The organism is Microbispora catharanthi (genome assembly GCF_006334915.2).
Taxonomy (GTDB): domain Bacteria; phylum Actinomycetota; class Actinomycetes; order Streptosporangiales; family Streptosporangiaceae; genus Microbispora; species Microbispora catharanthi.
On record NZ_VDMA02000012.1, the window covers coordinates 115,699 to 129,881 of the forward strand.

Sequence of the window (14,183 nt, forward strand, 5' to 3'; positions counted from 1 at the left end):
GTGGCGCAGGTCGTACGCTCAGTGCGAGTGTCGGGGCGGGGCGCTGCCGCTGCCACCGACGAGGAAGTCCAGGTCCGCGCCCTTGTCGGCTTGCAGCACGTGCTCGGTGTACAGCCGTACCCATCCCCGGTCGGCGGCCGGTTGCGGAGGCTGCCAGGCGGCGCGACGGCGCTCGAGTTCCGCGTCGTCGACCAGCAGGTCCAGACGCCGTGTCGGGACGTCGAGCCGAATCACATCGCCGGTGCGCACGAGTGCGAGGGGGCCGCCCACCGACGCCTCCGGGGCCACGTGCAGGATGCAGGTGCCGTATCCCGTGCCGCTCATGCGGGCGTCGGAGATCCGCACCATGTCGGTGACCCCGTCGGTGAGCAGCCGTCGTGGCATCGGCATGTTGCCCACCTCGGGGAAGCCGGGGTAGCCGCGCGGTCCGGCGTTCTGCACCACGATGATCGTGTCGGCGGTGACGTCCAGGTCCGGGTCGTCGGCTGCGGCGACGTAGTCCTCGATCCGGTCGAACACGAGCGCCTGTCCGGTGTGCTGGAGCAGATGGGGCGAGGCGGCGGAGACCTTCAGCACGGCCCCCGACGGCGCGAGCGACCCGCGCAGCACGACGGTCCCCGACCCGGCGGGCTGGAACGGCTCCTCCATCGTGCCGATGACCTCTCGGTTCCAGCACTGGGCACCGCTGATGTTGTCGGCCACGCTCTTCCCGCTGACGGTGACATGGTCCAGGTGCAGCAGGGAGGCGATCTCCTTCATCACCACCGGGAGTCCGCCCGCGTACGCGAAGTCCTCCATCAGGTGCGTGCCGGAGGGCATCAGGTTCACCAGCATGGGCACATCGGCGGTGAGCGTGTCGAAGTCCTCCAGCGACAGGGAGACGCCGAGACGCCCGGCGATCGCGAGCAGGTGCACCACGGCGTTGGTGGAGCCGCCGATCGCGGCGTTGACCCGGATGGCGTTCTCGAAGGCCTCCCGGGTGAGCACTGTGGACAGCCGCTGGTCCTCTTCGACCATGGCCACGATCCGGCGCCCGGCGGCGTGCGCGAGCGCGTATCGGCGGGAGTCGACCGCGGGCACGGCGGCGGCCCCCGGCAACTGGACGCCGAGCGCCTCGGTCACACAGGCCATCGTGGAGGCGGTCCCCATGGTCATGCAGTGCCCGCGGCTGCGGGACATGCAGACTTCCGCCTCGGCGCAGTCGGCCGCGGTCATCCGGCCGGCGCGCTGTTCCTCGGTGAAACGCCACACATCGGTGCCCGACCCGATGTCCCGCCCACGGAATTTGCCGTTGAGCATAGGACCGCCGGTGATCATCAGAGTCGGCAGGTCGACACTGGCCGCGCCCATGAGCAGCCCGGGCGTGGTCTTGTCACAGCCGGACAGCAGCACCACCCCGTCGAGCGGGTTGGCCCGGATCAGTTCCTCCGCCTCCATCGCCAGCAGATTGCGGTAGAGCATGGTCGTCGGCCGCATCAGCGGCTCCCCCAGGCTCATCGCCGGGAACTCCAGCGGCAGGCCACCGCTCTCCCACACGCCGCGCTTCACCGACTCGGCCAGGTCGTGCAGGTGGGCGTTGCACGGCGTCAGCTCCGACCACGTCGTGGCGATGCCGACCACCGGCCGGCCGTCGAAGACGTCGTCCGCGAATCCCTGGTTGCGCATCCACGATCGGTGGATGAACCCGTTGCGGCCCTCCGCTCCGAACCACTGCTGGCTCCGCAGCGGGCGATTCGTCATCGACATCGGCACACCTCTCTGTCATTTCGATCGACTGCTGGACGACCGGCCACGGCTACCTCAGGCCTCCGACGGACAGTCCGCCGCGCCAGTGTCGCTGGAGAGTGAAAAAGGCGATGATGAGCGGGACCACCGACACGAGCGCGCCCAGGATGATGAGGCTCCAAAGGGAGGTACTGCCCGCGTTGTTCGCCGAGGCGATGCCCTGCCAGAGTCCGAGCCCGACGGTGACGGGGAAAAGGCGGTTGTCGGAGAGCATGGCGAGGGGCAGGAAGTAGTTGTTCCAGGACGCCACGGCGGACAGGAGCAGCACTGTGACCACCGCCGGTCGCATCAGCGGGAAGGCGACCTGGAGGAACGTCCGCACTTCACCCGCGCCGTCGACCCGCGCCGCGTCCAGGATCTCGTCGGGAACCGCGTCACGCGCGTACACGTGCATCAGGTAGACGCCGAACGGGTTGAGCAGTGACGGGAGGATCACCGCCCAGATCGTGTTCGTCAGGCCGAGCCCGGAGAACATCATGAAGGTGGGAATCACCAGGGCGGTCGCGGGCACCATCAACGCGCCGAGCAGGATCGAGAAGCTGAAGCGTCTGCCGGCGAACCGGTATTTGGCGAATCCGTAGCCGGCCATGACGGCCAGGATCGTGGCGCCGATCCCGCCTGCGAACGCGTAAAGCGTGGAGTTGAGGATCCACCTGCCGTAGATGCCGCCGTCGTAGGTGAACAGCCGCTGGAGATTCCCGAAATAGTCGACCCGATCGGCGAACCACAGCGTGTTGCCGCCGCCGAACAGGCCGGGGGCGTCTTTGGAACTGTTGACGGCGACCCACCAGAACGGCACGAGGAAGTACACGACCAGGAACCCGAGGAAAATCTGCAGGGGGAGGTGGCGTTGGGGACGGCGGCGTGCGCCGGCGCCGGAGCTGCCGGTCATCAGAAGAAGCTCCTCCGCTTGCGGGTGAAGAACAGGAAGGCGTAGACGCAGACGAACACGATCCCGCCGAGGGCGAAGGAGATCGCCGATCCGTAGTTGAAGTTCGCGAGCCCGAACGCCTGCTGGTACGCGTACATGTTGGGGGTGAATCCCGGTGCGATCGTGCCGGCCGCGAGGTATCGCAGAATCTGTGGTTCGTTGAAGAACTGCAGGGTGCCGATGAGTGAGAAGACCAGGATCAGGAGCAGCGCGGGGGCGATCAGCGGGATTTTTATCCGAAGCGCGATCTGCCATTTGCCGGCGCCGTCCATGCGGGCGGCCTCGTAAAGTGTCGGGTCGATGCCCTGGAGCGCCGCATACAGGATGATCATGTAGTAGCCGGCCCACTGCCACGTGACGACGTTGATCAGGCCGTAGAAAATCAGATTGCTGCTGAAGAAGTCGGGCGCGGTGGCGCCGAACAACCCGAAGATGTCGGAGAGCGGCCCGAAGCTCTTGCTGTACAGGAATCCCCACATGACCGCCCCGATGACCGTGGGAATGGCATAGGGGAGAAAAATCATGAGGCGGGAGAAGCGGGTGAACAGCGAGGTCACGGCGTCCAGGATGAGGGCCATCGCGAGCGCGATGACGATCTGCAGCGGGATGGCGACGAGCGAGAAGCGGATGACGAACCACGCCCCGGAGAGGAAAGTCGGGTCGGTGAACGCCTTCACGTAGTTGCCGAGGAAGACGAAGCTGGTGCCGCCGATCAGCTTCTTCTGCCAGAGGCTGAGGTAGAACGCGTACGCGAGCGGCGCGATGAGAAGCGCCAGGAAGACGATCCCGAATGGCCCGACGAAGAGCCACCCCATCAGGTGCTCACGAAGGCGCACCTTGCCGCGGACCTTGTGCGCTTTCTCTTGAGTGCTCGCCGCACTCTCCTCGGTCAGGAGGGTCATCTTGGGCTCCGCAAAGTCGATGCCGGGGGTCGCGGGTGGGCCGGCCGGGGACGGACCGGCCCACCCGTGTTGTCACTGAACGGTGAACCCTTGCTCCTTGGCGTAGCTCACCACGTCCTCCTGGATTCGGTCAGCGGCCTGCGCACCGGTGACGGAGCCCTCGATGAGGGCACTGACCTGCTTCGTCATGGCGTCGAAGTAGTACTGGCCGAACGGGCTGTAGGTCATGCCCTTGTAGGCGTTCGCCGCGGGGACGTAGACCTCCTTGTTCGCCTGCTGGCCGTCGAAGAACGACACCTTCAGGTCCACGAACTTGGGATCGTTGAGCGCCTTGAGGTTCAGCGGGAAGATGATCTGGTTGGTCCAGCCGTCGGTGAGCGACTCGTCGTCGGCGTAGAGGCCGTACGCCGCCTTCGCCGCGAGTTCGGGGTTCTTGGCCTGGCTCGTCACCGAGAAGGCCGACCCGCCCCAGTTCACCTGCACCGGGTTGTTGGGATCCCACTGCGGGAGCGGCGCCACCGCGAACTTGCCGGTGTCCTTGCCCTTGCCCACGCCGGCGCCGGTGAGGTATCCGGGCGCCCAGGCCGCCGAGACGTACGTCGCGTACTTACCGTTGACCACACCGGCGATGTACTCCGGCGTGAACTGGTCCTGCGTCCCGACCAGGCCCTTCTTGGCGAGGCGCCCCCAGTAGTCGAGCACATCCTTGGATGCCTGGTCGTTCAGCTTGATACCGATCGACTCCGGCCGCGCCGGATCGTAGGTGAACGGATTCGCGCCCTTCTGGATCTGCAGCGCCATCGTGACGGCCGACACGTTCGCGCCCAAGTCGCCGAACAGCGGGCCCCCCGCGTCCTTCACCTTCTGCGCCGCCTGCTCGTACTCGGCCCATGTCTTCGGCGGCGTGATGTCGTACTTGTCGAAGATGTCCTTCCGATAGATCATCGCCATCGGCCCGCCGTCGACCGGCACGCCGTAGACCGCGCCACCGATCGAGACGTCCTTCCACGCGCCCGGGCCGTAGTTGTCCTTGACGGCGTCATAGCCGTACTTCTTGATGTCGACGAGCGCCTTCTGGATCTGGAAGGTCGGGATCCGGTCCGCCTCGATCATGATCACGTCGGGAGCACCGGTGCCCGCCGAGATGGCCGTCTGGAACTTGTCGTACTCGTCACCGCCCTGGCCGACGTTGGTCCAGCAGACCTGCACCTCGTTGTTCTGCTTGTTGAAGTTGTCGACGACGAGCTGCATGTTGGGGTACCAGCCCCAGAAGGTCACGACCGGCAGGTCCTTCTTGCTGATCGTGTTCGTGCAGTTGCTCGCCTTGTTTCCGGTCGCATCGTTTCCGCTGTTACCGCTGTTGCCCGCACTCGCATTGCTTTCGCTTCCCGCGGTGGAGGAGCAGGCGGCAAGCACGCACGCGGCGGCGAGCATGGATGCGGTGGCGAATAGTCTTTTCGTCTTCATTGACATGATTTCCCTTCCGGGATCGCTGCGCACAGGGGTCATGCGCCGCCGCTGAGGCCGAGCGATCGGCCGGGACGGGGCGCGGATGACGCGATTCGCGCCCCGTCCTTCGTGCCGATCCTCATATGTGAACGTTCACATGACTTCGCTGCCTGGCGAGTACGGCCGGGGGGCCGCCTCGACGGGCCTGCCTAGCGCTTGAACAGGCGCGGCGCCAGGTCGATGAGGTTCTTCTGCCACACGTCCCAGCCGTGCGGTCCGGGGGTGACCCCGTCGAACTCGTAGTGGACGCCGAGGCTGTCCATCGTGGCCAGTCCGGCCATGAACGACGGGTTCACGAAGTCGGTCACATCGCCGACGTACATGCGCAACAGCTTGGTCCCGCTGTTGATCGCCGCCACGTCGACGCCGGTGCCGCCGCCGAACCCGGCCGAGAACGCCGCGATGTAGGCGAACCGGCCCGGATACGCCTTGAGCACCCCGATCGTCTGTCCACCGCCCATCGAGAGGCCCGCGAGCGCCTGCTGCGACGGGTCGCTGGAGATGTTGTAGCGGGCACGGGCCGCCGGAACGATGTTCTCCAGCAGCTCCTTGTTGAAGTTGGACGTGTTGCCGTTGCCCATCACGACCACCATCGGCACCAGCTTGCCGTCCAGGGACTCGTGGTCGAGGATCTGCTTGGCGCGGCCCATCTCCACCCAGTCGGTGTAGTTCTGGCCGCCACCGTGCTGGAGGTAGAAGACGGGATACGGCTGCGCGCGGTTCGGGTCGTATCCGGGCGGGGTCCACACCAACGCGGTCCGGTCCGCGTTCGCCACGTTGCTCCGGTACGTCAGGCTCTCCACCTTTCCGCCCTGACCGGCGGGAACGTCCGAAAGCAGCCGCGACCTCTCTCCGGAGACGAGGAAGGTGCTCCACGTCGGCTCGGTGGTCACCTTCGTCGGGTTCGACGCGTCCTTGACCGAGACCCGGTCGACGATGAACTTGTAGTAGTAGAACCACGGGTCCAGCGGGCCCACGGTCGCCCGCCACCGGTCGCCCTCACGGGACAGGGGGATGCGGAGCCAGCTTCCGCCGGGAGCCGTGTTCGCCCACACCGTGACGTGCTGGGCGTTCGTGAAGTCCGTCGTGGTCTCGAAGGTGACGAAGCCGCCCTCGGACACGAACGGCGTCGGAGTGGTGCCGGCTGCGGGCGGGGTGAACTCGCCCTTCAGCGGCCCGTGACCGGCGCTCGGACCATGGTCCGACACCTTGCGGAACAGCCTCGGCACGAAATCGATCAGGTTCTCCTGCCAGGCGGTCCAGTTCGCCCCGGCGTCGGGGTTGACCCCGTCGAACTCGTACCTGACACGCGCGCGGTCCAGCGCCTTCGTCAGGCGGACGGTCGCGTTGTACGCGGGATCGGTCACGTTCCCGGTGTACAGACGCACCAGCTTGACACCGGGGTTCGGCCTGGGACCGGGTCCCCCACCGGCGATCTCCGTGAGGAGACCCGAGAACGAGCCGGCGTAGGCGAACTGGCCCGGGCCGGTCAGCGCGGCGCGCAACGCCTGCGACCCGCCCTCGGACACACCGGCGATCGCCTGATGCTCCCGGTCGCGATGGACGTGGTAGGCGTCCCCGACCGCCTTACGGAGGTCCTTGAGGTCCTTGTCGTCGTCCGGCCCGCGACCGTCGGTGATCACGACCACCATCGGCTCCACGGCGCCCTGAGCCGACAGGTTGTCGAGGATCTGCTTGGCGCGACCGAGGTCGAGCCAGTCGGTGGCACTCCTGTCCGTGCCGGACTGCAGGAACAGCACCGGATATGGCTTGCCACCCTTGGCCGAGTACCCGGCCGGGGTCCAGACCAGAGCCGACCGCTCCTCCGTCTTGACCCGATAGGCCAGGGTCTCGACCTTGCCGCCCTGCCCCTCAGGCGCGTCCGCCAGCAGACGCGCCGAGTCGCCCGCAACGAGGAACGTGCTCCACAGGGGCTTGGACGCCACGGTGGTGCCGTTCGTCGGGTCCTTCAGACCCTTGGTGTCGTCACCCGTGACCTGGTAGTAGTACAGCCCCGGCTTGAGCGGGCCGAGGATCCCCGACCACACGTCGCCCCTGCGGGTCAGGCCGAACTCCGCCCAGGCGGAGGAGGGACCGAAGTTCCCCTCGATGACGACCTGGGACACCTGGCCCACGTTGGCCTGGACGTCTGCCGCCGGGACGGTGAACGACGCGTAGCCGTCCTCGGAGACACTCAGCCACGGCGTGTCCGCCACCGCCGGCCGAGGCGCGAGCAACACCGCCGCGAGCGCCATGACTCCGGCGACGATCACCGCCGAGAGCCGGCGTACGCCCATGGGGCGCACGCTGCCGTGATATAATGACAACGTCATACCGAACTCCTTAATAGTCGACAGCGGATTGGGCCCGACTGGTCGACTGATTCATCGGTGGATGTGTCGTGGACTCTGTTCCTGCACCTCCGTCCGTAACGGGTTTCGTTTTGATTGACCTGACGTCGGCCGCGCCTGCGGGTGCGTCAGGGCCTTGTTGTGGTCCTCGGCGGTGCGGTGCTGCCGCGGACCACCAAGCGCGTCGGGAGCAGTATCTGGCGGGGGCCCTCCCACTCACCGGTCACCAGCGACTTCAGCATGTGAGCGGCCTCGTATCCGAGTCGGTACATCGACTGGTCCACCGTGGTCAGCCCCGGCTCCGCCAACGCGGACTCCGGAATGTTGTCGAATCCGGCCACCGACAGGTCGCCGGGAACGCTGAGCCCCAACTCCTTCGCGACCTCCAGAACCTTCAGGGCCATCCCGTCGCTCGCCGCGAAGATCGCCGTCGGACGGTCCGCCCTTTCCAGCAACTCGCGTGCCAACGGGACCGCGGACTCGGGATTGAAATCCCCCCTGCCGATCAAGGCCGGGTCGACCGGCACACCGGCTTCGGTCAGCGCCCTCCGGTAACCCTCCTCTCGCGACCACGCGGCCGCGAGACTGGAACGGCCCGCGATGAATCCGATACGCCGGTGACCAAGGCCCAGCAGATGCTCGACCACTGTGGTGGCGCCCGAGAGGTTGTCCGCCGTCACCGACGGCACCGTCGAATCCCGCACCGGATCGATGACCACGACCGGAGTGCTGCTGCGCACCTCGCCCCAGGGTGTGACGACGATGCACCCGTCCGTGAGCGTGCCCGACAGGCGGGTCAGATGCCGCTGCTCCCAGCCCTCCGAATACGTCCCGTAGAGATCGCTGTTGGCGTAGATGATCAGATCGAAGCTCGACTGGGCCAACGCCTCCATCACACCCTTGAGCACCTCGGCCGTATAGGACTGGAAGCTGTGGGTGACCAGACCCAGGACATTGGTACGGCTGCGCCGCAGGCTCGTCGCCACCAGACTCGACTCGTAGCCCAGCCGCTCGATGGCCGAACGGACCTGCGCGATGGTGCCGGCACTGACGCCGTAGCGTCCGTTGACCACCCGTGAGACCGTTGCGGTGGAGACACCCGCCAGTCGCGCGACATCGCTCATTGTCACCGGCGCACCGCCTTCGGCCATGCCGTCCTCTTACGCTGCAATCGTTATCGGTTACGTTTCCAGCGCTTAACGTAAGCGATAACGATTGCCAACACAAGCCTCATTTCGGTCTCTTAGTACGCGGACTCTCATGCACATAGGGGATGCGGCGGCGGGGTTACCGGTCCCCGTCCCAGCGGGCGCCGTGAGGTCGTCGCGGCAGCTCGCCGACACCGACCGTGCCCGTGTAGACCTTCTGGACCTGCGGCCGGTCGGCGTCGCCCGTGATGGTGAACGCACCGACGTGGGTGTGAGCGTCGGAGGAGAATCCGACGTAAACCTCGATATGCCCGGTTTCTACCGTGTAGTTCATATCTCGGCCGTAGAAGCCGAGTTGGCCCGTAGGCACGTGGAAACGTACGGTCGCGCGCTGCCCGGGAGCGACGGACACACGGCCGAAACCCTTCAGCTCGAGCACGGGCCGGGTGACCGTTGCCTCGGGGTCGCGGATATAGAGCTGGACGACTTCCTCACCGGCTCGATCACCGGTGTTGGCCACGGTGACCTCCACGGCGACGCCGTCCCCGGCGGTCACTTCGGTCCGGTCCAGCGTGGCCTGTTCGATGACGAACGGGGCGTACCCGAGACCGTGACCGAAGCAGTAGCGCGGGCTGACGGGCGAGTCGACGTAGTCGCCGTGCCAGTGTGACCGTCCGCCGGACACCTTGTGCCCGTAGAAGACGGGTATCTGGCCCACGGAGCGCGGGTAGGAGATGGGCAGCTTCCCGCTCGGGTTCACCTCGCCGAGCAGAACCTCGGCGATCGCCTGTGCCCCGGTCTGCCCGGGAAGCCAGGCCATCAGCACCGCGGCGCATTCCTCGTGCAGGAAGTCGCCGCCGACCGGGCGACCGGCGACGAGCACCGCCACCACGGGGGTGCCGGTGGCGACGACGGCACGCACCAGGTCCTCCTGGACACCGGGAAGCTCCAGGCTGGACCGGTCCCGCGACTCTCCCGTGGTGGCCTGGGTCGTCAACCCCGAACGGTCCCCCAGAACCAGCACCGCGACGTCGGCCGCCGCGGCGGCCGCGACCGCCTCGTCGAAACCGTCCTTCGACGTGTCGATCACGTCGCAGCCACGCGCGTAACGCACCCGATCCCCCAGGCGGGCCATGAGCGCGTCACGCACCGAAGGCAGCCCGTCCGTACTCTCCTCGATCTCAAGGTCGTCCGGGATCGTCATCATCTGGCCGAGCAGGCCCTGCCGCTCGCGCGCCTGCATCAACGACTCGACATGAGCCGCGAAGGAGTAGTCACCGAGCAGGTGCCGCGCGTCGTCGGCGTTCGGCCCGATGAGAGCGACCGTTCCGGCGCCCGGTCGCAGCGGCAGGACACCGTCGTTCTTGAGCAGGACGAGGCTGCGCCGGGCTATCTCGAGCGCCACCTCCTGATGCCGCTCGGCGTTCACCGTCACCGCGACCGCGGCCTCGTCGACGTAAGGGTTCTCGAACAGGCCGAGCTCGAACTTGTGCCGGAGAACCCGTGAAACCGCTTCGTCCAGTTGCCCTTCGCCGACCTCGCCGACGTCCAGGGCGTCTGCCAGGGGATCCGCGTACGCATCCGTCGCCGGCAGTTCGACGTCGGTACCCGCGGTGAGTGCCAGAGCCGCCGCCCGCCGCTTGTCCTGCGCGAAGTGGTGATACGAGTGGAGATCGTCGACGGCGAAGTAGTCCGACACGACGGTGCCGGTGAAGCCCCACTCCCCACGGAGGACATCGCTGAGGAGCTCACCGTTGGCGTGGCAGGGAATCCCGTCCAGCTCGTGGTAGCCGGCCATCACCGACTGAAGGCCCGCCTCGCGGACCGCCGTCTCGAACGGATACAGATACACCTCCCGCAGCAGACGAGGCGGCAGATGCGCCGGCGCCCAGTTCAACCCCCCCTCGGACGCCCCGTACCCGACGAAGTGCTTGGCCGTCGCGATGACGCCCTCCGCCAGAGAATCGCCCTGGAGGCCACGGACGAACGCCGCGCCCATCCGGGCCACCAGGTAGGGGTCCTCCCCGTAGGTCTCCTCCGTCCGGCCCCACCGCGGGTCCCGTACCACGTCCAGCACCGGTGAGAGCCCCTGGTGGCTTCCCATCGCGCGCATCTGCGTGCGAACGGCATCCGCCAGCAGCCGGTTGAGTTCCGGCTCCCAGGTGCTCGCGACGCCGATCGCCTGCGGGAAGACGGTCGCCTCCCGTGCCATCACCCCGGAGCACACTTCCTCGTGCACGATCGCGGGAATCCCCAGCCGGGTCTCGGTCACCAGGAAGCGCTGGATCGCATTCGCCACCCGCGCCACCTGCGCCGCCTTCAGGCTGGTGGCCCCCGCGACGCGAGTCACGTGCCCCAAGCCGTGCCGGAGGACCGTCCGCGCCCGCTCCGCCGAGTACTGGCCACCCTCGATCAGTGAGAACGCCCAAGCGCTCCCCAACTGCGCGAGCTTCTCCTCCCGGGTCATCCGGGCCAGCAGGTCCGCCACGCGCTCCCCTACAGGCGCGGCCGGATCGATGTAAATCGCTTCGGATTCCCGCCTCACCGTGGTCACTCGATCACCCCAATCACCACTACAGCCCCATTTCCGGCGTCACCGATGACATCGCCAGTCGCCTTTGAACGGACCAGGCCAGATCACCTCGCCCCGGCCCCTGCCTCGTCCCACCGATTCCCCGGATGCGCCGTCGAGCGCGCCGGGGCGACGGCGTCCGGGCCTCACCACCGGCCCCTGGCGACGTCCATCACGTGCGTCCGGCTCTTGCGTAAACGTAATCGGTAACGTTTACGATGCAACCGTCGCCGATCACGTCCGGTTTGTCCATAGCCCGCACCACAGCTGCCAGGTCGGCCGTTCGGCTGAACGAACCGCCGACACCTCTGCGCCTGACGTCCATCACTTCACGACAAAGGGGAAATCGAGTGCACATCGTGCGATACCAGCGGCATGACGACCCCCACCCACGCATCGGGGTGGTGAATGACGGCGTCCTGTCCGCCCTGCCGGTCGCCGGTATGTTCGAGCTCCTTCAACACCGGAAAGAGGAAATCGAAGGGATTTGTGCCGACGCCGCCCCTGCCTGCTCGCTCAGCGAGGTGCGTCTGCTCGCCCCCGTGGACGGGGTCATGGAGGTATGGGCCTCGGGCGTGACCTACCTGCGCTCCCGGGATGCCCGGGTGGAGGAGAGCGCCCTCAAGTCGGTCTACGAGCTGGTCTATGACGCCGAGCGTCCCGAACTGTTCTTCAAGTCGCCCGCCTGGCGGGTGGTCGTCGACGGCGAACCCGTCGGTATCCGCTCCGACTCGGAGCTCAACGTTCCCGAGCCCGAGCTGGCTCTTGTGGTGAACCGCTTCGAGGAGATCGTCGGCTACGTCGTCTGCAATGACATGAGCTCACGATCGGTGGAGGGCGAGAACCCGCTCTACTTACCGCAGGCCAAGCTGTACGCCGGCGCCTGCGCCCTCTCCCCCGGTATCAGGCCCGCGTGGGAGGTCGACGCCTCCGACCTCACCATCCGCCTGACGGTTACGCGCAAGGGCGCCGTCATCTGGGACGGCACGACCTCCACCAGGCAGATCCGTCGCCCGTTCAGCTGGCTGACCGCCTATCTGTTCCACTCGGAGAACCATCCCCACGGGGTCGTGCTCTCCACCGGGACCGGCATCGTGCCCGATCTCGACTTCCGGCTCCATGCGGGTGACCTGATCAGCGTGACGATCGACGAGATCGGTGAGCTCCACAATCCGGTTGTCGTAGGCAAGGACCACTTCCACTTCCTGAGGACCCCGTGACTCCGGGGTGATCACTTCGCGGGAAGAAGGGGAGCCGGTGCGTATCGTCGTGTCCGAGAGCCAGGAAGGCCAGGAAATGAAGATCGCTGTCATCGGGGGAACCGGCCTCATCGGATCCCGGCTGGTCACGATCCTGAGCGCGCGCGGGCACGAGGCGGTGCCGCACTCGACGTCCACCGGAGTGGACCTGCTCAGCGGGCGGGGCCTGTCCGCGGCACTGGCGGGCGCCGACGTCGTCGTCACCGACGACAGTGCCGGCATGTACGCCGCCGCCTCGGGCTCCGCCCTCGTCGCCAAGGACGGCGCCGGCATCGCCAGGACCACCTATCGGGAGTGGCTCGCGCGCTGACCGGCCGGCACCCCGCCGGCGCCCGTTCCCGCGCGTTCCTCCAGCCGCGAGCGCGCGAGTCCGGTGCCGCGTTGTCACAGATCTAAACTCTGCCCTGTCTTCGGAGCGGACCGTACGTTGCGCAGCGACAGGAGCAGGACCTTGCCACCAGCAGGCACCACGATCCGGATCCGGGTCCGGATGAGCGCCCGTGCCATCGATGAGCCGCACCGCGTTTCGAGTCAGCTCGAACTGCTGTTCGATCTCACCTTCGTGGTCGCGGTCGCGGCCGCCACCGCGCAGTTCGCGCACGACATCGCCGGCGGTCACGGCCTGGCCGGGCTGGTGCCGTTCCTTCAGGTGTTCTTCGCGATCTGGTGGGCGTGGATGAACTTCACGTGGTTCGCCTCGTCCTACGACACCGACGACGTCGCCTACCGGTTGCTGACCATGGTGCAGATGGCCGGTGTGCTGGTCCTCGCCGCCGGCGTGCCCGCCGCGGCGAGTCACTCCGCCTACGGGGTCATCACGCTGGGCTACCTCATCATGAGAATCGGGCTCGTCGCCCAATGGCTGCGGGCCGGTCTCGAAGACCCGGCGAGGCGCCGCACCGCGTTTCGCTACGCCGGCGGCATCACCTTCCTGCAGTTGGGCTGGCTGTCGCGGCTCGTCCTCGTGGAGACGGGAGTCCTGCCCTCGTCCTTCGGTCTGCCGTTCTTCGTCTGCCTGGCCGTCCTGGAACTCGCGGTGCCGCGGTGGGCGGAGCGGGCCAGGGCCACCAACTGGCACCCGCACCACATCGCCGAGCGTTACGGCCTGTTCACGATCATCCTGCTCGGTGAGAGCGTGCTGGCCGCGAGCAGAGGGGTCGGAAGAGCGCTCGAGACGGGCGAGGTCGGCGGTCCCTTCGTCGTGATCGCCGGCGCCGGCCTCACCCTGCTGTTCGCTCTTTGGTGGCTGTATTTCCTCGGACCTGCCGGGGACGGTCTCAGCGATCGCCGTCATCGGTCCTACCTGTGGGGATACGGCCACTATGGAATCTTCGCAGCGCTGGCAGCCCTCGGCTCCGGGCTCGAGGTGGCGGTGGAGAAGAGCGGGCACGACGTCGTGGCGTCGTCGCCGGCGCTCGGCTACGCGGTCGCCGTCCCGGTGGGGGTGTATCTCGCCCTGCTGTGGGCGGTGCACGTGCTTGTCGTCACAGAGCCCGTCATGTTCCCCGCCGCGGTTCTGGCGTGCGTCGTCATCGTCCTGTCACTGCCGCTCGCGACGCCCTGGGTCGGCGTGGCCGGCACGGTCGCGGCGATCGCGGCCGTCTGCGTTCTGCTCGTCGCCGTCACGATCTGGTCGGCGGCCGCCGGGGGCCGCACGGGAGCACGTCGTCATGACCCGCCCCACGTGACCGGTGACGGATTGACGTGAACTTCGCGGCTGCCGTCA

Annotated in this window: 11 protein-coding genes; 4 read left to right on the forward strand and 7 right to left on the reverse strand. The window is 67.3% G+C overall.

All coding sequences use genetic code 11. From position 1 onward, the window contains the following. Positions 1-18 precede the first annotated feature (18 nt). The 4 genes from FH610_RS22720 to FH610_RS22735 all read right to left on the reverse strand — a co-directional run bounded on the left by FH610_RS22720 (position 19) and on the right by FH610_RS22735 (position 4,896). Entirely contained in the window at positions 19-1,746 is a 1,728-nt protein-coding gene (locus FH610_RS22720) for an IlvD/Edd family dehydratase (RefSeq protein ID WP_139576584.1), read from the reverse strand. Positions 1,747-1,795: 49 nt separating this feature from the next. Next, positions 1,796-2,677 (reverse strand): carbohydrate ABC transporter permease, encoded by an 882-nt coding sequence (locus tag FH610_RS22725; protein ID WP_139576587.1) that lies wholly within the window; start codon positions 2,675-2,677, stop codon positions 1,796-1,798. Further along, positions 2,677-3,618 (reverse strand): carbohydrate ABC transporter permease, encoded by a 942-nt coding sequence (locus FH610_RS22730; RefSeq protein WP_139576594.1) that lies wholly within the window; start codon positions 3,616-3,618, stop codon positions 2,677-2,679. The genes FH610_RS22725 and FH610_RS22730 overlap by 1 nt, the downstream gene beginning before the upstream one ends. A gap of 72 nt (positions 3,619-3,690) precedes the next feature. Further along, positions 3,691-4,896, reverse strand: coding sequence for an ABC transporter substrate-binding protein (locus FH610_RS22735; protein ID WP_205825977.1), 1,206 nt, complete (start codon positions 4,894-4,896; stop codon positions 3,691-3,693). A gap of 16 nt (positions 4,897-4,912) precedes the next feature. On the opposite strand from FH610_RS22735, the gene FH610_RS43780 reads away from it, so the two are divergent. Beyond that, entirely contained in the window at positions 4,913-5,140 is a 228-nt protein-coding gene (locus tag FH610_RS43780) for a hypothetical protein (protein ID WP_205825978.1), read from the forward strand. Positions 5,141-5,276: 136 nt separating this feature from the next. On the opposite strand, the gene FH610_RS22740 is transcribed toward FH610_RS43780, so the two are convergent. The 3 genes from FH610_RS22740 to FH610_RS22750 form a co-directional block, all read right to left on the reverse strand. Then, positions 5,277-7,460, reverse strand: a complete 2,184-nt coding sequence (locus FH610_RS22740) for an alpha/beta hydrolase (protein WP_139576604.1) — start codon at positions 7,458-7,460, stop codon at positions 5,277-5,279. A gap of 146 nt (positions 7,461-7,606) precedes the next feature. Beyond that, the gene (locus tag FH610_RS22745) at positions 7,607-8,629 is read right to left on the reverse strand and encodes a LacI family DNA-binding transcriptional regulator (RefSeq protein ID WP_139576609.1); all 1,023 of its coding nucleotides are present in this window, start codon (positions 8,627-8,629) and stop codon (positions 7,607-7,609) included. A 136-nt stretch (positions 8,630-8,765) separates the two neighbouring features. Then, a complete protein-coding gene (locus FH610_RS22750; protein ID WP_205825979.1) occupies positions 8,766-11,114 on the reverse strand; it encodes a glycoside hydrolase family 3 N-terminal domain-containing protein in 2,349 nt (782 codons plus the stop codon). 434 nt (positions 11,115-11,548) lie between these two features. Here FH610_RS22750 and FH610_RS22755 point away from each other — a divergent pair, with 434 nt between their 5' ends. From FH610_RS22755 to FH610_RS22765, 3 genes are all read left to right on the forward strand, one after another. Beyond that, complete coding sequence (locus tag FH610_RS22755) at positions 11,549-12,418, forward strand: fumarylacetoacetate hydrolase family protein (RefSeq protein WP_240809133.1); 870 nt, start codon at positions 11,549-11,551, stop codon at positions 12,416-12,418. A 76-nt stretch (positions 12,419-12,494) separates the two neighbouring features. Beyond that, positions 12,495-12,767 carry an NAD(P)-dependent oxidoreductase gene (locus FH610_RS44570; RefSeq protein ID WP_139576621.1) on the forward strand — a complete coding sequence of 91 codons (273 nt, stop codon included), beginning with the start codon at positions 12,495-12,497 and terminating at the stop codon, positions 12,765-12,767. Positions 12,768-12,908: 141 nt separating this feature from the next. Further along, on the forward strand, positions 12,909-14,165 hold the full coding sequence (locus tag FH610_RS22765) for a low temperature requirement protein A (RefSeq protein WP_139576626.1): 1,257 nt from the start codon (positions 12,909-12,911) through the stop codon (positions 14,163-14,165). Positions 14,166-14,183: the final 18 nt, after the last annotated feature.

Bases quoted from the DNA above. Each gene is read 5' to 3' on its own strand.
- FH610_RS22720 (WP_139576584.1), bottom strand. From the start codon at position 1,746: ATGTCGATGACGAATCGCCCGCTGCGGAGCCAGCAGTGGTTCGGAGCG.
- FH610_RS22725 (WP_139576587.1), bottom strand. From the start codon at position 2,677: ATGACCGGCAGCTCCGGCGCCGGCGCACGCCGCCGTCCCCAACGCCAC.
- FH610_RS22730 (WP_139576594.1), bottom strand. From the start codon at position 3,618: ATGACCCTCCTGACCGAGGAGAGTGCGGCGAGCACTCAAGAGAAAGCG.
- FH610_RS22740 (WP_139576604.1), bottom strand. From the start codon at position 7,460: ATGACGTTGTCATTATATCACGGCAGCGTGCGCCCCATGGGCGTACGC.
- FH610_RS22745 (WP_139576609.1), bottom strand. From the start codon at position 8,629: ATGGCCGAAGGCGGTGCGCCGGTGACAATGAGCGATGTCGCGCGACTG.
- FH610_RS44570 (WP_139576621.1), top strand. From the start codon at position 12,495: ATGAAGATCGCTGTCATCGGGGGAACCGGCCTCATCGGATCCCGGCTG.